The 24,062-nt window shown below is 38.7% G+C and carries 24 protein-coding genes and 1 pseudogene; 5 read left to right on the top strand and 20 right to left on the bottom strand.

The genetic code is table 11. From position 1 onward, the window contains the following. Positions 1-130: 130 nt before the first annotated feature. Positions 131-1,285: an aminotransferase A gene (locus HNQ85_RS14995; RefSeq protein WP_181538535.1), complete on the top strand. Its 1,155-nt coding sequence runs from the start codon at positions 131-133 to the stop codon at positions 1,283-1,285. Between the two features lie 116 nt (positions 1,286-1,401). Here HNQ85_RS14995 and HNQ85_RS14990 read toward each other — a convergent pair whose 3' ends face one another. The 14 genes and pseudogenes from HNQ85_RS14990 to HNQ85_RS14925 all read right to left on the bottom strand — a co-directional run bounded on the left by HNQ85_RS14990 (position 1,402) and on the right by HNQ85_RS14925 (position 12,441). After that, positions 1,402-1,578, bottom strand: a complete 177-nt coding sequence (locus HNQ85_RS14990) for a hypothetical protein (protein WP_181538534.1) — start codon at positions 1,576-1,578, stop codon at positions 1,402-1,404. 64 nt (positions 1,579-1,642) lie between these two features. Beyond that, positions 1,643-2,632: a quinone oxidoreductase family protein gene (locus tag HNQ85_RS14985; protein ID WP_181538533.1), complete on the bottom strand. Its 990-nt coding sequence runs from the start codon at positions 2,630-2,632 to the stop codon at positions 1,643-1,645. 17 nt (positions 2,633-2,649) lie between these two features. Next, positions 2,650-2,856: pseudogene (locus HNQ85_RS14980) on the bottom strand (SDR family oxidoreductase); the annotation flags it as partial. An 82-nt stretch (positions 2,857-2,938) separates the two neighbouring features. Next, positions 2,939-3,697, bottom strand: coding sequence for a 2-phosphosulfolactate phosphatase (locus HNQ85_RS14975; RefSeq protein ID WP_181538531.1), 759 nt, complete (start codon positions 3,695-3,697; stop codon positions 2,939-2,941). 9 nt (positions 3,698-3,706) lie between these two features. Further along, the gene (locus HNQ85_RS14970; RefSeq protein WP_181538530.1) at positions 3,707-4,762 is read right to left on the bottom strand and encodes a phosphotransferase family protein; all 1,056 of its coding nucleotides are present in this window, start codon (positions 4,760-4,762) and stop codon (positions 3,707-3,709) included. A 230-nt stretch (positions 4,763-4,992) separates the two neighbouring features. Continuing rightward, positions 4,993-5,214: a hypothetical protein gene (locus HNQ85_RS14965; protein WP_220129252.1), complete on the bottom strand. Its 222-nt coding sequence runs from the start codon at positions 5,212-5,214 to the stop codon at positions 4,993-4,995. Beyond that, positions 5,186-5,962, bottom strand: coding sequence for an SDR family oxidoreductase (locus HNQ85_RS14960; RefSeq protein WP_181538528.1), 777 nt, complete (start codon positions 5,960-5,962; stop codon positions 5,186-5,188). The genes HNQ85_RS14965 and HNQ85_RS14960 overlap by 29 nt, the downstream gene beginning before the upstream one ends. Positions 5,963-5,984: 22 nt before the next feature. Next, positions 5,985-7,190, bottom strand: coding sequence for an acyl-CoA dehydrogenase family protein (locus HNQ85_RS14955; protein ID WP_181538527.1), 1,206 nt, complete (start codon positions 7,188-7,190; stop codon positions 5,985-5,987). A gap of 232 nt (positions 7,191-7,422) precedes the next feature. Continuing rightward, a complete protein-coding gene (locus HNQ85_RS14950; protein WP_409994144.1) occupies positions 7,423-8,292 on the bottom strand; it encodes an NAD(P)-dependent oxidoreductase in 870 nt (289 codons plus the stop codon). Positions 8,293-8,375: 83 nt separating this feature from the next. Beyond that, complete coding sequence (locus HNQ85_RS14945; RefSeq protein WP_181538525.1) at positions 8,376-8,591, bottom strand: TM2 domain-containing protein; 216 nt, start codon at positions 8,589-8,591, stop codon at positions 8,376-8,378. Positions 8,592-8,667: 76 nt separating this feature from the next. Next, entirely contained in the window at positions 8,668-9,453 is a 786-nt protein-coding gene (locus HNQ85_RS14940) for an SDR family oxidoreductase (protein ID WP_181538524.1), read from the bottom strand. Positions 9,454-9,556: 103 nt separating this feature from the next. Next, positions 9,557-10,060, bottom strand: coding sequence for a mismatch-specific DNA-glycosylase (locus HNQ85_RS14935; RefSeq protein ID WP_181538523.1), 504 nt, complete (start codon positions 10,058-10,060; stop codon positions 9,557-9,559). 81 nt (positions 10,061-10,141) lie between these two features. Beyond that, positions 10,142-10,369: a hypothetical protein gene (locus HNQ85_RS14930; RefSeq protein ID WP_181538522.1), complete on the bottom strand. Its 228-nt coding sequence runs from the start codon at positions 10,367-10,369 to the stop codon at positions 10,142-10,144. Positions 10,370-10,461: 92 nt separating this feature from the next. Beyond that, a complete protein-coding gene (locus HNQ85_RS14925; protein WP_181538521.1) occupies positions 10,462-12,441 on the bottom strand; it encodes a methyl-accepting chemotaxis protein in 1,980 nt (659 codons plus the stop codon). Positions 12,442-12,611: 170 nt separating this feature from the next. On the opposite strand from HNQ85_RS14925, the gene HNQ85_RS14920 reads away from it, so the two are divergent. Both HNQ85_RS14920 and HNQ85_RS14915 read left to right on the top strand, forming a co-directional pair. Continuing rightward, complete coding sequence (locus HNQ85_RS14920) at positions 12,612-12,728, top strand: DUF5370 family protein (RefSeq protein ID WP_409994143.1); 117 nt, start codon at positions 12,612-12,614, stop codon at positions 12,726-12,728. 163 nt (positions 12,729-12,891) lie between these two features. Then, the gene (locus HNQ85_RS14915; protein WP_181538519.1) at positions 12,892-13,581 is read left to right on the top strand and encodes a GNAT family N-acetyltransferase; all 690 of its coding nucleotides are present in this window, start codon (positions 12,892-12,894) and stop codon (positions 13,579-13,581) included. 55 nt (positions 13,582-13,636) lie between these two features. Here the strand turns inward: HNQ85_RS14915 and ptsP are convergent, their stop codons facing one another. The 4 genes from ptsP to glcT form a co-directional block, all read right to left on the bottom strand. Next, a complete protein-coding gene (gene ptsP, locus HNQ85_RS14910) occupies positions 13,637-15,358 on the bottom strand; it encodes a phosphoenolpyruvate--protein phosphotransferase (protein WP_181538518.1) in 1,722 nt (573 codons plus the stop codon). After that, a complete protein-coding gene (locus tag HNQ85_RS14905; protein ID WP_181538517.1) occupies positions 15,358-15,624 on the bottom strand; it encodes a phosphocarrier protein HPr in 267 nt (88 codons plus the stop codon). The genes ptsP and HNQ85_RS14905 overlap by 1 nt, the downstream gene beginning before the upstream one ends. A 109-nt stretch (positions 15,625-15,733) precedes the next feature. After that, positions 15,734-17,758: a glucose-specific PTS transporter subunit IIBC gene (ptsG, locus tag HNQ85_RS14900; protein ID WP_281363476.1), complete on the bottom strand. Its 2,025-nt coding sequence runs from the start codon at positions 17,756-17,758 to the stop codon at positions 15,734-15,736. A gap of 283 nt (positions 17,759-18,041) precedes the next feature. Continuing rightward, a complete protein-coding gene (glcT, locus tag HNQ85_RS14895; protein ID WP_181538515.1) occupies positions 18,042-18,887 on the bottom strand; it encodes a glucose PTS transporter transcription antiterminator GlcT in 846 nt (281 codons plus the stop codon). A 179-nt stretch (positions 18,888-19,066) separates the two neighbouring features. Here glcT and HNQ85_RS14890 point away from each other — a divergent pair, with 179 nt between their 5' ends. Then, complete coding sequence (locus HNQ85_RS14890) at positions 19,067-19,831, top strand: alpha/beta fold hydrolase (RefSeq protein ID WP_181538514.1); 765 nt, start codon at positions 19,067-19,069, stop codon at positions 19,829-19,831. A 55-nt stretch (positions 19,832-19,886) separates the two neighbouring features. Then, entirely contained in the window at positions 19,887-20,024 is a 138-nt protein-coding gene (locus HNQ85_RS14885) for a hypothetical protein (RefSeq protein ID WP_181538549.1), read from the top strand. Between the two features lie 85 nt (positions 20,025-20,109). Here the strand turns inward: HNQ85_RS14885 and HNQ85_RS14880 are convergent, their stop codons facing one another. After that, positions 20,110-21,258: a monovalent cation:proton antiporter-2 (CPA2) family protein gene (locus tag HNQ85_RS14880; protein WP_181538513.1), complete on the bottom strand. Its 1,149-nt coding sequence runs from the start codon at positions 21,256-21,258 to the stop codon at positions 20,110-20,112. Positions 21,259-21,417: 159 nt separating this feature from the next. Beyond that, entirely contained in the window at positions 21,418-23,853 is a 2,436-nt protein-coding gene (locus tag HNQ85_RS14875) for an EAL domain-containing protein (RefSeq protein WP_181538512.1), read from the bottom strand. Positions 23,854-24,062 lie beyond the last annotated feature (209 nt).

Below are 24,062 nucleotides of genomic sequence, written 5' to 3'. Positions count from 1 at the left end.
TAAAGTGAGTGGCTTCTTCAAATAAACTAAGAAGGAGACACTCACTTTTCATTTTCTTTTTCACTAGTGACAATGAACCGAAACATTGTAAAATATACACTATAAATGACAATGGAAGGATGAACAAATTGTGGAACATCTCGTTAATTCGCGTGTAAAAGACATTGAAATCTCTGGGATTCGTAAATTTTTCAATATGGTCGCTAACTCTCCTAACCTTATTTCTTTAACAATTGGTCAACCTGACTTTCCAACTCCTGAACACGTGAAAGAAGCTGGCAGTCGAGCGATTGCTGACAATTTTACGACTTATACTCATAATGCCGGCTTTCTTGAACTGCGAAAAGCAGCATGTGAATTTGTCCAGAAAAAATATGGTCTTACATACGATTTTGAGCAGGAAGTGATTGTGACCGTCGGAGCAAGTCAAGCGATTGATATTGCCTTCCGGACGATTTTAGAAGAAGGTGTCGAAGTCATTTTGCCTGGTCCCGTTTATCCTGGATATGAACCGATTATAAAAATGTGTGGAGCAAAACCCGTTTATGTCGATACGCGTGAAAACGGGTTTCGCCTCACAGCCGGCTTGATAGAGCCATTTATTAATGAGAATACTCGCTGTATCGTATTGCCATATCCGTCTAATCCAACAGGAGTGACACTATCTGAACAAGAGATTCTAGAGCTTGTCAATTTATTAAAAGACAAGCCGATTTGGATTTTATCTGACGAAATTTACAGCGAACTTGTTTATGCGGGTACGCACCAATCGATTGCTAAGTGGCTGCGTGAGAAAACGATAGTCATTAACGGTTTAAGCAAATCACACTCAATGACCGGATGGCGCATCGGCTTTTTGTTTGCTCCGGCATTTTTGGCCACCCATATGTTAAAAGTGCATCAATATAGCGTTTCCTGTACATCGTCCATTTCCCAAAAAGCGGCCTTTGAAGCGTTGACAACGGGATTTAACGATGCCGATTATATGCGTAAGCAATATCAAAAAAGGCTCGATTATGTATACAAACGGTTAATCGAAATGGGACTTGAGGTTGAAAAACCGACAGGTGCATTTTATATGTTCCCTTCCATAAAAAAATTTGGCAAAACTTCCTTTGATTTCGCTCTTGACTTAGTCAAGCAGGAGGGAGTTGCGGTTGTCCCGGGAAGCGCCTTTTCCAAATACGGCGAAGGTTATGTGCGCCTTTCCTACGCCTATTCTCTTGAAACATTAGAAAAAGGGTTAGATCGACTCGAACGATATATCAAGACGATCTCTAAATGACGAAAAAACGAGGCTGACTTTAAAGCAAAGTGTCAGACCCTACACCACAATATAAGTGCATGATATATGATGTATTGTGGATAAGGTCAGACACTTATATGTCAGCCTTGACTATATTATCCTTTATATTCTCCATCATTCTTCGATGCTTTTTCTTTTTTTGCTTTATCTTTATGAATTTTATTTGTGGCCGCACTGCCAAATTCGTGGCTGAACTCTGAGTCAATAGCACTCGAATCAAAGCCTTTTTTATTTTTTTGCTGTGGATCGTTTTTTTTCGTCCGCTTTGCCATAATAAAGTCACACTCCTTGAACTAATTGAAAGCGCGACTTTATTTTTTGATAAACCGATACCAATTATTCATTTGGTACAAGAATCAGTTTTCCGATGGTTTTTCGCCCCTGCAATAGTTGATGAACGTTTACCGCTTCTTCAAGCGGATAAATGCCGCCAATATTTAACTTTAATACCCCTGTTTGAACATAAGAAAGCAATTCTTGAAGACTTGATTGATATAATTGCCGTTTTCTCATAATTTGAGGAAGGAAGAAACCGATGACAGACAAGTTTTTTGCCATCAAAGCCGAAGGAGTCATTTTCGTCAATTGACCGCTGGCCACACCATAAATAATAAGCCTGCCAAATGGCGCTAAGCAAGATAGCGTTTGATGAAAGATTTCTCCTCCCGCCATCTCAAGCGCAACATCTACCCCCAGCCCGTCCGTATGTGCTAATACTTCATTCACCCAGTCTTTTTTTGTGTAATTAACTAATATATCAGCACCATATCTTTTGGCAACTTCCAGCTTCTCGTTGGTACTCGCTGTTGCAATAATTTTTCCTGCTCCGAAAATTTTCGCTAATTGTACAGCGATTGTTCCTACACCTCCTGCCGCTGCATGAATAAGCACTGTCTCATCTTTCTCTAGCCGTCCCATTGTTTTTAAAATATGGTATGCGCTTAACCCTTGTAAAGGAAGTGCTGCAGCCTGATAAAAGTCAATTTCATCCGGAATACGAATTAAACCTCGCTCATCTGCGATCGTATATTCCGCGTAACCCGTTGCGTTATTTGAGCCAAGTAACGTAACAACTCGCTGGCCAATTTGAACAGAAGTAACTTCTTCACCAACTTCACAAACAATTCCGGCAACTTCTGCACCAGGAACAAATGGCAATGGTGTTGGTATTACATATCGTCCTTCACGCCGTGCTGTATCTGCATAGTTTACGCCAATTGCCTTAATTTCAATTAATACTTGACGTCCAGTAGGCTTCGGCTTCTCTAATTCTACTAATTTTAGTACTTCTGGCCCGCCATATTCAGTAAACTGGATTGCTTTCATAAACTCCCTCCATTCCTTTACATAATTAACCATCCACCGGCTGCCAATATATCACTTCCCGTCATATAGGAAGCTTCCGGAGAGGCAACAAACGCAATCACATTAGCGATTTCCTCGGTTTTCCCGACTCTCCGAAGTGCTGTGTTTCGACGAATCGCTTCTGCAAACTTTTCATTTTCCAGACCTTTTTCTGTTAACGGAGTCTCAATAAATCCTGGAGAAACGAACTGCTTTGCCGTCTCAGCAATCATTCTATGTTCATCATTTAATCGTTCCGGTGTAAAAATATCATTTATTTGGCATTGTTTATAAATAAAACTTCCCCCTGCTCACATCGTAAACCTCTCCCTCCGGTTGAAATAGGGGCACAACATTAGCAATTCCTTGTTGGCTAACGTAATCGATTTCCCTCTCAAAGCCGTGGGCTGCTAACATTTGACCAACTTGGGATAACTTTAAAATTTCTTTACCTTCTTTTTGTTGTGAATAACGTTCGTAAAATAGCAAAGCTGCTTTTGCTGAATCCGATAATCTCTCTTTTAAAAATCCATTTTCTAATAAATGGTGCAAAATATACCCTGCTCCATAAAAATCCTCAAGACTAAAATGGCCGGAAGAACCTGAACAAATGAGAACAATCGTGTCACTGCTATGATGCTCGCTGACATATTCAGCGACAGCTGAACCATTGAGCAAGCTTCCGATATAAACTTTTTTTGCTGATGCTGATCTTCGGATTGCAACCGTTCCATTCGTCGTAGACAAAACGACTGTTTTACCAACCATTTTTTCTTTTAGCATAAGAGGAACTGGCGGTAAAAATCCTTCAATGGTTAGTCCTTCATGCTCGCCAACTAATTCATAGCTGCCTTTTGGAAGCGAAACAGCTACCTCCTTTGCTTCCGCATCGTTTAATACAGGAATAATTGTCTTGGCAGAAAAAGAGATAGCAGCAGTAATCATAGATGTTGCCATTAAAACATCGAGCACAATCGCTATCTTATTATTATTCATTTTCTGTTCATCTATCTCTTCCTTGCGCAATATAAGGTGAATTTTTTGCATATCTTCACCTCATTTTTCGATAAGATGCCAAGCATATTGAACAAGCGACTTTACAAATTGATCAAAATTTTTAAACCGTTCATCATTCGTTTGCCCCCGCTTGTAGCGATAATAGATTTGCTGACAAATGACCGCCAATTTAAAATAAGCAAAAGTTAGGTAAAAATGAATGTTTGAAACATCACGTCCGCTTTTTTCCGCATAACGTTCAATAAACTCTTTCCGCGTGTAAAAACCTTCATAAACAGTAACAGGAGGTTTTCCAAAACCAAATTTCAAAATAGCTGGGTCATTATCTTGAATCCAATAACTCATCGCCGCGGCCAAGTCCACGAGCGGGTCGCCAACCGTTGTCATCTCCCAATCAAATAAACCTACTATTCTTGAAATATCATCTAAGGCAAAAAGAGCATTGTTTAATTTGTAATCATAATGAATAACCGTTGCTTCACACGATGAAGGAATATGTTCACTCAACCACTTTGTAAGCGCCTCAACTTCCCTAATATCTTCTGTTTTTGCCCGCTCATAACGGTGAATCCAGCCATGTACTTGCCTTTCCATAAATCCATCCGGCTGCGTCATATAAACTAGTTTTGTCTTTTTATAATCAAGCCGATGCAGTTCAACAAGCGTATCAACCATTGTTTCGGAAATATTTCGACATATCTCCGGTGTCGGTTCTATATTTGGCGGAAACTCGCTATCCAGTACAATACCTTTTCGCAGTTCCATAAGAAAAAATGGACTGCCTATAATAGACTCATCAGATGAAAACAGCAGCGGTTTTGGTGCAAGCGGGAAAATAGGGTGAATTTCTGTTAGCCATTCATACTCTCGCTTCATATCGTGTGCTTTCGGCGCTACAGGACCAAGGGGAGGACGCCGCAACACTGCTTCCCAGTCTCCTATTCTTAATAAATATGTCAAATTCGAATGTCCTGCGGAAAATTGTTCTATTTCGAGTGATTCATGTGGAAGATCAGGAAATGATTTACGCAAAAATCGTAAAAGACTCTCCATGTTCAACTCTTCGCCTTGGCGTACCGGAATCGTTCCTCCCATAAGCTACTCCCCCTTTGCTATCGGTTTCGGAATATTGGCTGACGCTTTTCAATAAATGGGTTCACACCTTCGCGGATATCCTTGGTTTGGAACGCTTCCTCAAATAGATCTTCTTCCCGTACTAACCCTTACTCTAATGAAAGGTGCATCCCTATCAACAGCTTGCTTTATTATAGAGAATGCTTGTAATGAGTGAGTTGTAATTTTCTTCGACCATTCTTACGCATATTTTATCCTTGTCGGCTCGGAACAACCTTGTTAATTTCCTTATGATAAAAAGTCAGCGCTATTTTATCACCGTATTGTGCGGCACATTCCTGTAAAATGCCATTCAATGTAATATTCGGAATCTCAAAATGAGAAGCAATTGTGTTTGGATATAGCGAAAACGTTTTCTTATAAACCGTTGTTTTCACTCCCTTTTTAACAATATGCAGAGGTACCGCCATCAACAACCAATAAAGCACCGGTGACAAAATCGGAAGCACTTGAAGCGAGAAAGACTGCGGCACCTTTTAAATCATTTTCCGTACCAAATCGCCGCAGCGGCGTATTTGCGAGAATCGCTTTATTTCCTTGTTCAATAATAACCTTTGACATTTTCGTAGGGAAAAACCCTGGTGCAATTGCGTTGACATTAATTCCATATTCTCCCCACTTTACAGCTAAATCTTTTGTAAACGTAATGACTGCCCCTTTGCTTGTGTTATAGCCAATTGTATTCATTAACTTTGGATTCGTCCCACCTAACCCCGCAACGGAGGCAATATTGATAATTTTCCCGCGGCGCTGTTCAATCATTACTTTCCCGATTGCCTGACTCATTAAAAACGTTCCTGTAACATTTACATCCATTACCTTCTGCCATGCTTCAAGCGGCATTTCCTCTGTCGGTGCCCCCCATGTTGCACCGCTGTTATTCACTAAAATATCGATTTGTCCAAATTCATCCACCGTTTTTTGAACTGCAGTACTGACATCATCTGGATTAGTGACATCACACTTCAATGCAAGGGATCTTATCCCTAGGCTTTTCAGCTTTTCGCTTACTTCTTCGCACGCTTCAATTTTTCTCGAACAGATAACGACATTGGCCCCCGCCTCTGCCAAACCAACAGCAATTTGTTCGCCAAGGCCCCGTCCTCCACCAGTGACAATGGCTGTTTTTCCCGTTAACTTAAATAAATCAAGAACATGCATAAAACTCCCTCCTCTTTTAAGACTAATATTTTCGCAGCTCCAGCTTGGCAATTTGCGCCTTATGAACTTCATCTGGTCCATCCGCTAATCTTAATGTTCGCGCATTTGCCCAATAGGCTGCCAATGGAAAATCATCGCTGACTCCTGCCGCTCCAAATGCTTGAATCGCCCTGTCAATGACTTTTAAAGCAACGTTAGGCGCAACAACCTTAATCATCGCAATTTCCGTTTTCGCTTCTTTATTGCCGACCGTATCCATCATGTAAGCAGCCTTCAATGTTAATAAACGGGCTTGCTCAATTTCAATGCGTGACTGGGCAATCCAGTCTTGAATAACTCCTTGCTGGGAAAGCTTTTTCCCAAATGCTTCTCTTTTTTGAACGCGCTGGCACATTAACTCAAGCGCTCGTTCAGCCGTACCAATGAGACGCATGCAATGGTGAATTCTTCCCGGTCCTAATCTTCCTTGGGCGATGGCAAATCCTTTTCCTTCTTCCCATATGATGTTTTCCTTTGGCACGCGAACATGCTCATAAGTAATTTCCGCATGCCCATGTGGCGCATGATCATAGCCGAACACAGGGAGCATACGCTCAATTTTGACTCCAGGTGTATCAAGTGGGACAAGAATCATTGATTGCTGCTCATGCTTTGGCGCATCTGGATTTGTTTTTCCCATAACTATCGCGATTTTGCAGCGCGGGTCGCCCGCCCCTGAGGACCACCATTTTTTCCCGTGAATGACATATTCATCTCCATCACGAACAATACTTGCTTGAATATTTGTAGCATCGCTTGAAGCGACGTCAGGCTCTGTCATTGAAAAACATGATCGAATCTCGCCGTTTAACAGCGGCAGAAGCCATTTACGCTTTTGCTCCTCTGTACCGTAGCGAACAAGCACTTCCATATTCCCTGTGTCAGGAGCGCTGCAATTAAATACTTCGGGTGCAATCAAAGATCGTCCCATAATTTCACAAAGAGGAGCATATTCTAAATTCGTAAGTCCTACTCCATATTCACTATCAGGTAAAAATAGATTCCACAATCCTTCTTTTCTCGCTTTTTCTTTTAATTCTTCGATGATAGGCGGTACTGCTGACCAACGGCTCTTTTGTGCGTTCAGTTGTTCCACGTATACTTTTTCATTTGGATAAATGTATTCTTCCATGAAAGCGTTTAACTTTTTCCTTAGTTCATTCACTTTATCGGAATATGAAAAATTCACGTTTCTCCCCCTTTTTTATACTGACTAGTTAGTATGTAATACGTTAGATTTAGTATAGCTACATTTATATAAATATTCAATATTTTTAGAAAAAACAACAAATAAAAAACTGTCTGCTTAAAGGAAGAATTCCCTAAACTATTTACGGTGCTAACAAGTATCTGAACGGATTTGCCGATCAGCACTCTAGTGAAAGGGATCGCCCTTTTTCAGACAGTTTCAAGTGGTTGCATTAATCTAGATACTTTTTATATAGCGCTTGTGTGCCGCTATTTTCTTCACCTTTTGCCGCTAGTTCCTCATACATGGATTTGGCAAGTTCAAGGCCTGGCAGTTGTAGCCCAAGTCTTTCTGCTTCCTCTAACGCAATTTTCATATCTTTAATAAAATGCTTAATATAAAAGCCTGGTTCAAAATCTCCAGCCATCATCCGCGGTGCCAAGTTGCTTAACGACCAACTTCCTGCTGCTCCAGTGGAAATGCTCTCTAATACTTTCACAAGATCTAATCCTGCACGTTTCGCATAGGCTAACGCTTCACACACACCAATCATATTGGTGGCAATCGCAATTTGATTACACATTTTTGTATGCTGGCCAGCTCCAGCTTTCCCTTGTAAAACAATATTTTTTCCTAAAACCTCAAAAATGGGTTTACATTCATGAAAAGCTGCTTCGTCTCCCCCAACCATAATCGCCAACCGCGCCTCTCTTGCGCCAATGTCCCCGCCTGAAACAGGAGCATCTAATGCATACATCTTCTTTGCTTTAGCCGCTTCATAAATACGCTCAGCAAGCGATGGTGTTGAAGTCGTCATATCAATCAAATATGTACCTTCTCTGGCATGTTCAATAATTCCGTTGTCTCCAAAGTACACCTCTTCTACATCACGTGGATAGCCAACCATTGTAATAATCACGTCCACTTCTTTAGCAAGAGCAGCAACCGTTTCTTTCCAAACAGCCCCTTCATTCAGTAAATCGCCTGCCTTTTCTTTCGTACGTGTATAAACAATGATTGGATAACCTGCCTTTAATAGATTTCGAGCCATGCTTTTCCCCATTACTCCAAGACCGATAAAACCTATTGTTTTCTTGTTCATTTCCATCCCCTACCAATTGTATGATTTCAAGAATTTTCTTCTCCATTTTAATATAAAAATAAAGCCTTGTTTGTTACAAGGCTCTACTCTCTCATATAATAATTGTACTTTTGATTGAATTCCTCATCAGATTGGACTAAATACAGAATTCCTTCAATCAAGCCGATGATACTCGGTATCCCCGTCCAGGCAAATATGAAATAAAGAATCCCCTGTCCGAGTTTTCCTAAATAAAATTTATGAATGCCAAGACCACCTAATAAAATGGCTAAAACCCCTGCCACTACTTTATTTTTCAAAGCTGTTGCTCCTTTCTCTTTGAGGATGTATATTTCATTTTATTCCCTCAAAAGAGAAAGTAGCACATTCATTTCATCAAATCGCCTTCACCATTCCCCCATCAACAATAAACGACTGTCCCGTCATATAGGAATTCGCATCAGAAAGCAGGAACATAACAACTTTGGCAAATTCTTCAGGTGTTCCATAACGCCCAAGCGGAATGTTCTTTTTCACTCTTTCTTCCATTTCTTCTTTTGTAATACCAAGCTTTTCGGCATTCAGCTTATCAAGAAAAGCAACACGCTCTGTTGCGATTCTTCCTGGAGCAACTGTATTAATCAAGATATTATATGGCGCAAACTCCTGTGCTAACGTCTTTGTTAAGCCAACAATGCCTGTACGGAACGTATTGGAAAGAAGAAGCCCAGGAATTGGCTCTTTAATAGACGAGGAAGCAATATTAATAATCTTTCCACCATTTTTCTTTAAGTGCGGCAACGCTTCTCGAATGATGCGGATATAACTTAATAAATTCAGTTCAAATGCTTTGTACCAGTCCTCATCGCTAATAGTTTCAAACGTTCCCGCCGGTGGTCCACCTGCATTGTTAACAAGCAAATCAATGGAATGAAACGTTTCTACTGTTTTTTGAATCAAATTTTCAATATCTTCTTTTCTAGTAATATCAGCTTTTACATAGGCAACTTTTCCTTTATTGTAGGATTGTAATTGTTCGGCTACTTCTTTTAATTTCTCCTCGCTTCGGCTAGTAATCATCACATTTGCGCCTTCAAGAACAAGCTGCTCAGCGATGGCTTTACCTAATCCTTGACTGGAGGCAACAACAAGTGCCGTTTTTCCAGTTAAATTCAGTTCCATTTTCTCCACTCCTACTTTATGTAATATAACTTACACTTATTATAAGATATTTTTATGATAAAATGGAGAAGATTGCATAACAAAATTTAGAAAATTATGATATCTAATCTTTTAATGTTTTTAACTGTTTATAAATCTCAATAACTTCATCTAGTTTCATCCGTACGAGCCCGCTTGAAGAGGGGGCAACAAAATCAATCACTCCAGGCACAACAGCAGGTTGTTGTACTCCCCACAAAACATGTTTTTTTAAACTATATTGAATATAGACTTCTTTTCCAACAAAGCAAACGATTTTAGGCATGTACATCTCTATTTTTTTACGCAATAGCTGTCTTCCTACTTTATATTCTTCCTTTGTAATATCCGCAGCACTTTTCGTAGGCCGTTCAACAATATTTGTAAGCCCATATCCTAATTCTAATAATTTATAGTCTTCTTCAGGTTTATATAGTCGTGGTGTTAGCCCTGAACGATATAGTATCATCCAAAATCGGTTTCGTGGATTAGCATAATGGTGACCGATTTCACTGGAACGAAGACTCGGATTAAAGCCAACAAACAAAATGGATAATTCTTTTTGAATGTAATCAGGAATATGTATCATTCTATTTCCTTCCCCTTTAATTGATGTGTTTACTAAGAAAAACAACCAATTCTGTTATTGAATTGGCTGTTTGCCCACAAGTTATTTCGTTTCTTTTCCTTTCATAAGCGAACGAAACCGTTTCATTTCTAGATCTACTTCAGGCTGTGCCTGAAATGGATTTTTTCTTTGTGAAATTTCAAAGGGAGCAATATCGACGCGTACTCCGATAGCCTCTCCTTCCCTTGCCAGTCCATCATTAATAATTCCTTCATATTCTCCATCAAAATGAGCGTCACGTTCATGATAATCTCTTCTACGGTCAGGCATATTGTTTCCTCCTTTTCTATTAGTTTTTTTAAAATTTCTTTTTTTATACAAAAAACATCTGTTCTCCAACTGAGAACAGATGTTTTTTGTTTTTACACTTTAAATCTTTCAATTAACTCTTGAAGCTGTCTGCTCATTTGATTAAGAGTTTCTGCAGATTCAGTGACAGTGCTTAATGCACGGAGCTGGTCGTCAGCAGAAGCAGCAACTTCCTCAGCTGCAGCTGCTGATTGTTCAGAAATAGCCGAAATACTTTGAATCGCTTCCATCACTTTGTTTTTATTTTCATTCATACTTTTTACCTCATTTGTAATATGAGAAATCGATGCTGACAACTCTTCCATTACTGAAACAATTTTCATAAAGGAATCTGCCGTTGTCTGTACAGCTGCCTGCTGCTCATTATACATTGCTTTTGAACGGTCAACAGCTTGCGTTGCTAAGTCCGCCTGCTGCTGAATTGTCGCAATCGTTCCACGAATTAATTCTGTCGCTTGTGCCGACTGCTCAGCTAATTTTCGAACCTCTTCAGCAACGACGGCAAACCCTTTTCCGTGCTCTCCTGCGCGCGCCGCTTCAATACTGGCATTAAGTGCTAATAAATTCGTTTGTGCAGAAATAGCCGTAATGGTTTGAATCACTTCATCAATTTTCTTCATTTTTTCCACTAAATCACCTATCACCTTTTCAACAGCTTGTAACTCTCCTTTCGCCTCATTCGATTTCATTTGCAATTCATTCAGTTTTTCCAAACCATTATAGCTTACTTCTTTCGTGTTATTGGACAACATGTGCATTTCCGTTGCAGATTGAGCTACTGTCTCCATCTGTTTGGATAACTCCGCTGTTTGATGATTCATCGCATCAAGGTCACTTGCCTGTTCAGTTGCTCCTTTCGCGATATCGTTAATCGCGCCTGTTACTTGTTCGCTTGTCGCCATCGTTTCTTCAGAAACAGCACTTAAATGATCGGCCGATGCCGCCAGTTCATTAATCGAATCATTGACTTGATGAATAAGGGTGCGCATTTCACTTACCATATGGTTAAAATGCTTAGAAAGCTGCCCAATTTCATCTTTTGCCTTACTTCTCACATGTACAGTTAAATCTCCATCCGCAACTTTTTGAACCTGTTCTTTTAAAGAAACAAGAGGTTTAACAATAGAACGTGATAATAAATACACAACAATAATCGCAATAATAATTGCAAAAATTGAAATTACTAACATTTTTGTTGTGATTGATTTACTTACTGCAAGAAGGTCACTTTCCTTGTAAACTGCCCCGACTTTCCAGCCTAATTTCGGAATGGTAGTGAAATGTACAATGCGTTTTTCATCTTCGGCTTTATACTCAATAACTCCGGAAGCTTTCTCTAACATTTTCTTTACAGTTGGATGATCAGACGCATCTTTTCCTTTAAGTTCTGGATGAACAATACCGAAACCGTTTTGGTCAAATAAAAATGGATATCCTTTATAACCAACATCTAAGCTGTTTACCATTTTCGCAACTGTATCTAAAGACATGTCAATACCAACAACACCTAAAATGCGATCTCCTTCTTTCACTGCTTTTGCAAGTGTAACGGTATGTTTATTTGTTACTACGTCAACATAGGGCTCTGTCCAGACTACTTCCCCAGGATTTTCTATTGCTTTTTTATACCATGGACGCGATGTTGGGTCATAATCAGCCGGAAATTGAGCTGCAGGTGTTGCATACATTTTTTTATTTTCGGTTCCAACATAGATTAATTGAACATCTTTATGATTCGTTATAAACGTACGAAATTCTTGATTAACAGACGGCCATTCTTTATTCTCAGGATTTTTTAACATTTGCAGCATAAACAACGATTCACTAAATTGCCGTAATCCGTTTTCTTCACTTTCAAAACCGTTTTCAATATCAGCTACTAATCCGTCAACAAGAGAGGCTGCACGTTTGTTTACATCCTTTTTTATAATCTTTGTCGTTTCCACTACCCCTACTATTTGTGTGATGACGAGTGAAATGACAAGCAACGCTGTCATTAACACAATCAACTTCGTTTTCAACGTTTTAAACACTTTTCTGTCTTCCCCTTTCGAGTCTGTTGTTAACTATCTCATTTTTTGTCGAAAATAGCCAAAATTTATTATAAGGTGTGTCATGACTATCGTCTATAGGATTGTTTTCTCATTAATAATTAAAAACTGAATATTCTATTTTATAGCAACAAAGACAAATATCGAAAGAGGTGAACAAACATGGATGCCATCAAATGAAACGCGAATATAGTATTATGTATCAAAAAGGAGCGATTCATACATATTTTCGAGGAACGTTTGTTGAAGCAACACCTTTTACTTTTTAGCGGAACAAAACCAAACGATGAGCAAATCTCTCATCGTTCATCTCCTTTATTCTCAAACTATTAATCCAGAAAAAAGTGTAGTTAGAATGTAAACTTGAATATTTTTAACATGTTTATTAACCTAATAACTATACGTACCATATATAGTGAGGTGAGTAAAACATTGTACAAAAAAGAAATATATGTTTTCGATGGAGATGTGCCTAAAAAAGCAATAATTCGCAACTATACAAAAGAAGACTTCCATGACTTAATCCGCATTCAACAGGAAAGCTTTCCACCGCCATTTCCATCTGAGCTTTGGTGGAATGAAGAACAGCTGACAAACCATGTTACATTATTTCCAGAAGGGGCTTTATGTGTAGAAGTAGATGGACGTATTTGCGGCTCCATGACTGGATTACTTGTTGATTTTGATCCTTTACATCCAGCGCATACATGGGAAGAAATTACAGACAACGGTTATATTCGCAATCATAATCCACAAGGAAATACGCTATATGTTGTTGACATTTGTGTTTCTCCACCATATCGAAAGCTCGGCTTAGGCAAATGGTTAATGCAATCGATGTATGAGCTTGTCGTGCAACTAAATCTTGATCGTTTGCTCGGTGGCGGACGGATGCCAGGATATCATAAACACGCCCATACTTTAACCGCTCATCAATATATTGAAAAAGTTCTAGCAGGTGAGTTAAAAGACCCTGTGATTACGTTTTTACTTCGCTGTGGGCGCACTCCTGTCCAAATCGTGGAGAATTATTTAGAAGATGAAGAGTCATTAAATCACGCTGTATTAATGGAATGGCGAAATCCATTTAAGAAAAGCGGAGGCGAGCGTCTAACGCCGTAGGAAATAGTAGAAAAATATATAAAACTAAAACCGGTCATCTGACCGGTTTTAGTGTTTATTCAATATGAAACGTTTCCTTGACAAACGCAACTACTTCTTCAGCTGTACGCATACTTAAAATGGTTTCTTTAAATCTTGCTGCCTCTTCTTTTGACAGCTTTTTCATCTGTGAACGCGCCCGCAATATCGAAGTTGCACTCATGCTAAACTCATCCAATCCTAAACCAAGCAAAATTGGGATTGCTATTGCATCCCCAGCCATTTCACCGCACATTCCTGCCCACTTTCCTTCTTTATGAGCAGCGTCAATAACATTGCTAATAAGACGTAAAATCGCTGGATTATACGGCTGATACAAATACGAAACTCTTTCATTCATGCGGTCAGCTGCCATTGTATATTGGATTAAATCGTTTGTTCCAATACTAAAGAAATCGACTTCTTTTGCAAACTGATCAGCTAAAATAGCAGCAGCTGGAATTTCAACCATCATACCAACTTCGATATTGTCAGACACTTGTACTCCTTCTGCTTGAAGCTTTGCTTTCTCCTCTAACAAAATCGCTTTCGCTTGACGGAATTCATCAAGTGTTGCAATCATCGGAAACATAATTTTTAAGTTGCCATACACGCTTGCTCGCAACAAAGCACGAAGCTGCGTACGGAACATATCTTGCATTTCTAAGCAAAGACGAATCGCCCGGAATCCTAAGAATGGATTCATTTCTTTTGGAAGATCAAGATATGGAAGCTCTTTATCTCCACCAATATCAAGTGTTCGGACGACAACAGGTTTTCCTTCCATGCGTTCTAATACGGTTTTGTATGCTTCAAATTGCTCTTCTTCTGTCGGTAAGTGGTCTCGTCCCATATAAAGGAATTCTGTACGATATAAACCGATTCCTTCTGCACCGTTTTCCAGCACACCTTTGACATCATCTGGAGTTCCAATGTTTGCTGCTAATTCGACATGATGGCCATCTTTTGTTATTGTGCGTTCATTCACAAGTTTTGCCCACTCAGCCTTTTGCGCTTCAAAATGAGCAAGCTTTTTCTCATATTCAGCAACAACTTCAACAGATGGATTCACAATCACTTTTCCATGCAAACCATCTACAATCACAAGGTCACCATTTTGAATTTCTGCCGTAACTGACTGTGTTCCAACAACGGCTGGAATTTCCATCGAGCGAGCCATAATCGCTGAATGAGATGTGCGCCCCCCGATGTCAGTTGTGAACCCCTTCACATATTTACGGTTCAATTGAGCTGTATCAGAAGGTGTTAAGTCTTCAGCAATAATAATCACTTCTTCAGAAATCATACTCGGATTAGAAACGCTGACTCCAAGCAAATGGGCAAGCACCCTTGTCGTTACATCGCGAATATCAGCAGCACGTTCCTTCATATATTCATTATCCATTGATTCAAACATTGTAATAAACATGTTAGCTGTTTCGCGCAATGCATATTCTGCATTTACACTTTCTGTTTCAATTTTTTCTTTAATAGGATTCAACAACTCAGGATCGCTTAGAACAAGAAGGTGCGCAGAAAAAATCGCAGCTTTATCTTCCCCTAATTCTTCAAGTGCACGAGCTCTAATCGTTTCAAGCTCTGCTTTTGCTTTGGTGATTGCCGCTTCAAATCGGGCAACCTCCTCCGCAACGTTTGCAATAGCTTTCTTCTCAACGGTTAAATCGGGATTTTCTAAGCGGTACGCCTTGGCAATGGCGATACCGCTTGATGCAGCAATCCCTTCAAGTACTTTCATCATTATTGTGCTAAACCTTCTTTTGTTAAAGTTTCTGTTAAAGAGGCGATAGCTTCTGCTGCATCGCTTCCTTCAGCTACGATTTTAATTTCCGCACCTTGAGGAATCCCTAAAGACATAACACCCATAATGGATTTTAAATTTACTGTCTTACCGTTATATTCTAAATTAATGTCGCTATCAAATTTGCTTGCCGCTTGCACAAGCATTGTTGCTGGACGAGCATGAATACCAGATTCAGCAGTTACTTTAAAGATTTTTTCAGCCATTATAATCATTCTCCTTTATCTATATTTTTTATATCATGATACCAAATAGGTATCTTATAAGACAATTGAACTAACTCAAACATACTACTTTGTTCTATTTTAAGCAGTGTTATTGTTTCTCAATTGTCACAATATGCTCTTCAGACTTAGAAACTTTTCCTTGTTTTTCAATCTTTACATACTCACTCGGCTGTAAGTTTGTAAAGATAATAGGCGTAATAATGGAAGGTGCATTATTTTTTACATACTCGAGATCGACTTTTAATAATTCCTGTCCTTTCTTCACTTCATCGCCTTGCGCGACAAGAGCTTCAAATCCCTCGCCGTTTAGTTTCACTGTATCGATACCAAAGTGAATTAAAATTTCACGTCCATTCGTAGATTCAATGCCGATTGCATGTTTTGTCGGGAACACATTAACAATTTTTCCATCGACTGGGGATACGACTGTTCCCTCTGTCGGCATAATCGCAAATCCATCACCCATCATTTTTTGTGAAAACACTTGATCTGGCACTTCGGAAAGCGGAAGTACTTCACCGCTTAATGGTGCTACGATTACTTCTGTTCCGTCTTCCACTTGAGGAGTTGATTTTTTCGGCTCCTCTTTTGCTTTTGCTGGAACGCGTCCTTCCATAATATCTTTAATTTGTCCTTTTAAAATATCAGATTTAGGACCGAAAATCGCTTGAACGTTGTTTCCTACTTCAAGAACACCCGCAGCACCTAATGCTTTTAGTCGGTCTTTGTCAACGTTCTTAATATCGTTAACAGAGACGCGCAAACGTGTAATACAAGCATCTAAGTGAGCAATATTCTCTTTTCCACCCAGTGCCGCCAATACTTCATACGGAAGATCTCCAGCACTAGCAGCTGCCTCTGTTGTTTCCTCTGTTATCACTTCACGACCAGGAGTTGCTAAGTTCCATTTGCGAATCGCAAAGCGGAAGCCAAAGTAATAAATAACAGCAAATACTAATCCAACTGGAATAACAAGCCACCAATCAGTGCGGTTTGGCAATACACCGAATAATAAGAAGTCGATTACACCACCTGAGAATGTCATCCCAATTTTAACATTTAACATGTGCATAAGCATGAATGAAAGCCCTGCAAAAACCGTATGAATCGCAAACAAAACTGGTGCAACGAATAAGAATGAGAATTCAATTGGTTCAGTAATACCCGTTAAGAAAGATGTCAATGCCGCTGAACCCATAATACCGGCAACGACTTTTTTGTTTTCTGGACGTGCTTCATGATAAATCGCTAAAGCCGCTGCTGGAAGACCGAACATCATAAACGGGAATTTACCTGTCATAAATGTACCAGCTGTTAATTCTACTCCATCTTTCAATTGCTCAAAGAAGATTTTTTGGTCACCGCGTACCACTTCGCCTGCTTTATTGATATACTCACCGAATTCAAACCAGAATGGCGAATAAAAAATGTGATGAAGGCCAAACGGAATTAAAGCGCGTTCAATGACACCGAAAATAAATGCAGCCGCTGTCTTATTGGCATCAATCATATTATGCGAAAACGCGTTCAAACCATGTTGAATTGGCGGCCAAACGAAAACCATAATAATTCCTAACACAAGTGCTGATACCGCTGTAATAATTGGAACAAAGCGTTTACCCGCAAAGAACCCAAGATATTGTGGCAATTCAATGTTAAAGTATTTGTTATACATGTATGCAGCTAAAATACCGACAATAATCCCACCAAAAACACCTGTTTGTAATGTCGGAATACCTAATACATTCGCATACGATGGGTCTGTTCCAATCATTTCAGGAGTTACTCCTAAAATGACGCTCATTGTAACGTTCATTACAAGATATCCAATAATCGCTGCCAATCCAGCAACACCATCTCCACCTGCTAAACCAACAGCAACCCCGACTGCAAATAGCAAGGAAAGATTTGCAAACACGATGCCGCCAGATTGTTCCATCACCTGAGCAACCATCGTAATCCACTCAGCTTTTAATGCTGGAACTTTGTCCGTCAATGCCGGGTTCTGCAAAGCATTTCCTAAAGCCAGTAAAATACCGGCAGCCGGTAAAATCGCTACAGGCAGCATCAGCGCTTTACCGACTTTTTGCAATGTACCAAACGCTTTTTTCATCAAAACTCCCTCCTTATTATTTACTGTTATTCTTTGCAACAAACTTCATTTATTTTCATACAACCTTTGTGAATGAAGCAGCACGGTATCCATCCCAGTTATTGACTATAAGTCAGACATCTGACGAATGTAAGCATTTGCATTTTTGAAAAATAAAAGGCACGAGTAAAAAAGAGCAAAACAAAGCCTACCAAAAACTCAGCAAAGAGTTTTCGGTTATTGCCTATTTTGTCTTCTTTACTCATGCCTGATCGAATCAGTAACACGTAAAGACGTGACAAACTTATTCACTTTTTGTTGCAAGCCTTTGCAAATGTAGCGTCAAATAAATGACTTCAGCTTCATCCACCGGCATTTGCAATGTTTGTTGCATAACCTTTACTAGTTTCCAAGAGACATTATAGCAGAATGGATACTCTTTTTTCAAGATTTTCGACAATGTTTTTGGCTCTTCTACCCTCTCTCCTTTTTTTACCCGCTCAATCGCATAGCGAAGGTGACGAATGAATCTTAAGTAATGGACACTCTCGCGGTCGATAACAATATTTAGCTGATTTTCTGCAATCTCGATTAGTTTTGCGATTAATTGCGAATGTTGATTTACTTCAGAAAGACTATGTTCAGAAATACCGCTATGAATATGTAAAGCAATAAAACCAACTTCTCCTTCTGGCAGTTCGACACCCAGCTTTTCGTTTAATATTGCAACTACTTCTTTGGCGATTTCATATTCAAGCGGATATAAACTTTTTGTTTCTATTAAAAACGGATTTTTCAAGTCAAGCCCTTGTTTAATCCGTTTAATCGTAAAGGAAATATGGTCTGTTAAAGCTACATGGATATGCTCGTTTAGTGGGGCGTTCACACGGCTTTTAATATGCTGCATAACATCATTCATTACGCCAATGAATTCTTCATCAAGTTCCGGAAGCATTCTTTTATATTGCTCTTGTTCCCGTTCATTTTTCAAGATAAACCATTTTTCCACAGCTGCTTGTTCGATAATATCCCCTTTTTTCTTGCCAAAACCGATTCCTTTTCCGATCAATACAACTTCATCATAATCTGGATGTGATGCAATAAGAACATTATTATTCAATACTTTCTTTATTTGAAAGGACTCCCGCACAAAAGCCCAGCTCCTTTAATTTAAACGTTTACAATAATATCATCTTACGCAATGAACAATCAATCGTCAATGGAAGAAAAAGAAATATATCTCAAAGAGGCCTCATCCTTTTTTTAATATACATAAAAATTGAAAAAGAACATGAATACTATAACTATCATTGCAATGGAGGTAAAAAGATGCCTTACATATTTGTTGAAAATTTTGTCCGCCTATATTACGAAGATGAAGGTTCAGGGAGACCGCTTATATTTGTTCATCCTCCCGGTATGGGCAGCATTACGTTTTCCAATCAAAAAAATCTAGCTGAGCATTTTCGCGTCATCACTTACGATATGCGTGGTAACGGAAAAAGCAGTCCATCTAATAAACCGATAACCATTCATTTACTTGCCAATGACTTAAAAATACTGCTTGATCATCTTGACATTGACAAAGCAGTTATTTGCGGCTATTCAAACGGTGGAGCGATTGCACTGGAATTTGCACTTTCTTATCCAAAACGCATTGAAAAATTAATGCTAATTGGCGGATTTTCCGAAGTTTGTACAACATTATTACGTTTGGAGTTTTTATTAGGGATTTATACCGTAAAAAACCATGGCATTCCACTATTAGCTAAAGTGCTAGGTCTAGCTCATGGGAAACACTATGCGGAAAAAAAAGCAATTGAACAATACGCACGTCTAACTAATGAAGGAGATTTATACCAAATGTATACCGAAGGATTGCGATATAATTGTACAGAGCGCTTATCTCAGCTACAAATTCCACTTCTTCTTATATATGGTGCCCGCGATTATTATGTTCACTATTATGAGAACATCTTTAAAAAATACGTTCCACATGCGGATATTATTTATATTTCAAAAGCCAAACATCAAATCCCATCTAAGTATTCTAATGAATTAAATGCCATTATTAAGGCATACTGTTTAACGTAACAGCAAGTGCTGAAGCATTTAATTCGATCAAACGGATGAAAAAGGAGAGATATTCATGGCGAAAAAAGGAAGACAAAACAAAGTAAGCCAGGAAGTAGCAAATCCAACTGTTTCAAGCGCTGACGCTGAATGGCAAAAGACAGCATCGATACAGCAAAACAATCCAAAAAATAGAAAAGCGGAGGCGCCGTAGCTAGACAATCAGAAAAGCGGAGACGAGCGCTTACGCTGAATTAAAGAAGGTACTTACTAAAAATAGTAGGTACCTTTTGTGTAAATTATGCTACTTTCTCTTCCATTTGTTGGTCTTTAAAAATGACTTTCATAAGCGGCGGGGTAACAATGGTTGTAACAAGAACAACAACAACTAGCACGGTAAAGAGCTCATTGCTTAACAATTTTGTTTCTAATCCAATTCCCGCGATAATTAAGGCGACCTCTCCACGTGAAACCATGCCTGCTCCAACCCCTAATGAACTTCTCCAATTAAATCCAGCCAGTTTTGCCCCCAACGCTGCACCGAATAGTTTCGTTAAAATCGCTAAAATACTTAGAGCGACAATGACCCAGATGTACTGTCCGACACCTGAAAACTTGACCGCTACTCCGATCGAAGTAAAAAAGACAGGCACAAAAATGGAGTAACTAATCGTCTCGATTTTTTCAAATACTTCATGCTTATAATCCGTGAAACTAATCGCTACACCGGCGATATATGCACCAATAATGGCAGCAACTCCGGTAAATTCAGCTAAATAGGCGAATGAAAAACATACGATTAATGCAGCGGAAATCACTGTTTCCGTTACTCTTAACGGCGCAAATTTTCTTAACATAATTGGAACAACTTTCCATGCTAATAAAATCGCAACCGCAAAGAAAATCACTTTCTTAATAATCACTGTTCCAAGATGTACGTCTTCGCCTGCCATGCTCATTAAAAATGCTAAAGCGATAATGACAAGAATATCATCAATAACAGCCGCACCGAGAATCGCAGAACCTTCTTTTGACTTTAGCTTATTCATTTCTTTCAATGCTTGAACAGAAATACTTACGCTCGTTGCTGATAATAGTAGCCCGAGAAAAACAGCTTGTATCGCAGATAACTCCATAACCAATCCAGCGAGATAACCCATGGATAATGGAACGATGATTCCTAATACTCCAACAAAAGCCGCGGCCTTTCCTGACTTCTTAAACTCATCCATATCCGTCTCTAATCCGGCGATAAACATTAACAATATAACACCTATTTGACTAATTTCTTTCAAAATATCCGTATCGTTTACAATCCCTAACACCGCTGGACCGAGAACAATCCCGATTAGTAGTTTACCAAGTACAGACGGCTGACCGAGTCGAACACTTATATCCCCTGCAATTTTTGATGCAAATAAAATCACTGCTAATTCAAGAATCAGCACTTTCCTCTCTCCTTTCTCTTTCAGCCATGATGTTATAGACGACACAAATTACGTTTACGTATAGAGTACACAAAAAGTTTCGTTTTTAAATAAAACCTTCATCAATGATGATTTTTTCATCGCCACTATTGTAGCTAAATAACGTAAAAAGAGGCTGACCTACGTCAGCCTCTTTTTATTTTCGTTATACCGGTTTAACATTTTTCTCATCTTCAACAAGGTGGAAGGCAACTCATCAAAAGGAATCGGCTTACTGAAATAATAGCCTTGCATTTCGTCACAACCTTTTTCTAACAAATAACGAACTTGTTCCTCTGTTTCTACCCCTTCTGCCGTTACCCGCAAATTTAACTTATGAGCAAGCAAAATCATCATTTCAACAATTTCTGTTCCTTTACTATTTTCACTTAAATCGCGAATAAACGAACGATCAATTTTAACCGCATCAATTGGAAAACGATTTAAGTAGTTTAAAGAAGAGTAACTGACGCCAAAATCATCAATGGCAATTGTGATATTTTTTTGTTTTAATTTTTGCAATATCTCAATCGCCTCTGTCGGGTCTTTCATAATCGTTGTTTCTGTAATCTCCAACTCAAAACAACACGTATTCGTGCCCATTTTCCCAAAAATTTCAGAAACAACCTTCTCTAAATCACCTTCATTAAATTGTTTGGCTGATAAATTCACAGCCATTTTTATATTTGGAAATCCCATTTGTTCTAATTTCTTTACATCGTTGCACGCTTGCTCGAGTACCCATTTGCCAATATCAACAATTAAATTGGTTTCTTCCGCAATCGGAATAAATTCAGCAGGACTGACCATACCTAATTGCGGATGTTTCCATCTTAGTAGAGCTTCTAAACTAATTGAGTTTGAGCGAAAGTTTATTTTTGGCTGATAGAAAAGAGAAAATTCGTTTTTCTCTAAAGCAGTTTGCAAATCGTTTTCAAGACGAAGTTTTTTAGCGAAAATATCATGAATTTTTGAATTATACTCAATAACAAGGTTCGTCCCATTCATTTTCGCATAATAAACCGCTTTATCTGCATTGCTTAATAACGTCTCAACTGACAAATTTGCATCTGAAGAGCGGCTGATTGCAATACTCGTTGTAATATTTAGCTTTTCCCCGGCAATAAAATAAGGTTCATTTAAAACAGCGCTAACACGATTTAACAGATTCTCTAGCTCTTCTTCATTTACATAAGTGTATGCCACGACGAATTCATCGCTGCCAATACGTGATAAAAATACATCTTCTGAATAAAACGTCTTCAACCGTTCAGCCACTTCACATAAAATCAAATCTCCATTAGAATGACCGAGCAAATCGTTAATAAACTTAAAACGATCAATATCGATTAATAAAATCGCTAACTGTTTTCCGCTGTAAGAAAACAGCCGCTCATTTAATTTTTCTTTTAAAAAGGTGCGGTTAGGAAGCCCTGTTAATGCATCATATTGTGCCATAAATTTGATTTTTTGATCTTTCGTTCTTTGTTCCGTGAGATCACGAATCACAAGAAATTCCGCCTGTTTATCATTATATTGAATCTTTGTCCCTTTTACTTGAACCTCTTTAAATTCTCCTTCTAACGTCCTCAATAGCCATTCATCATCGACGCCATCAACTTTTTTAATAAATTCGCTTAGCCGTCGTCCTTGAACGACATTTTGATTGGCAGCTCTAATCATATCGATTCCTGCTGGATTCATATACAAAATAGTGCCATTCACATGAATAACAACCATTTCAGGGAAAAATTCAATAACTTTTCGATATAACTCTTCGCTTCGACACAATTGTTCGTGTACTTTCATAAAGTCAGTCAAATCCCGAAGCATGGAAAGCCCGGCAACTACATCTCCATTTTTATCAAAGATCGGGGTAATATTCGCTGACACATAAACGATGCTTCCATCTTTACAAATTTGCCGCATTTGAATGGATGTGACACTTTCGCCATTTGCTATTTTTTTTATACTATTTTTAAACTTTGAACGATACTCTGATGGAAGGGAAGGAATTTCTTTTCCAATTAATTCTTCCTCTTTCCAGCCTAAAAGACGTTCCCACTCTCGATTGACACGAAGAATGCGTCCGTTTAAATCAAATAAAACGAGAGCATCATGAGAATGCTCCATAAACGAATGAAATAGCTGGTTAATTTCCTGCAGGCGTTCCTCTTGCTGGACAATTTCTGTCACATCTCTCGTAAAGCAAATAATGTAACTAACATTTCCATTCCCATCGGTAATCGGAACAAGAGTCGATTCAGCGACGCTGAAAGAATCAGCTGTACTTATTTGATCTCGGTAAACAACAACACTTTTGGTCTCAAGCACTTTTCGATATTGATTATTTAAATGCTCAGCAATTTCAGTGGGATAAATATCTTCAATGCACTTTCCCATATCTTCTTCAACTAAACTCGCTAAATGAAGAGCGCTATTGCTTACACGAACATACCGAAATCGCGGTCCATCTTCTACTTTCATTAAAAATACAATATCAAATAACTTATTCATAATCATAAATAATAGGTGTTCATCAACAGTAAGCTCACTTGTAAAATTGTTCCACCTCATGCTATCAATTCCTTTGTAAGTAAATATGCTAGAGTGAAGCTCTACAACAACTTCTCGATTTCAATTTATGTTAAATATTCCAATATCATAATAAATTTGCTTATTAGTACTATATTTAACAAAATTATCTTACTAAAATTTGTATAAAAACTTCAATAAGCTGATTTACCTAACGAAAACCCATAAAATAGAACAAATGGATTACGTTC

The organism is [Anoxybacillus] calidus (genome assembly GCF_013760845.1).
Taxonomy (GTDB): domain Bacteria; phylum Bacillota; class Bacilli; order Bacillales; family Anoxybacillaceae; genus Paranoxybacillus; species Paranoxybacillus calidus.
Note: the sequence above shows the minus strand (reverse complement) of the source record. Positions and strands in the feature narration are given on the sequence as shown.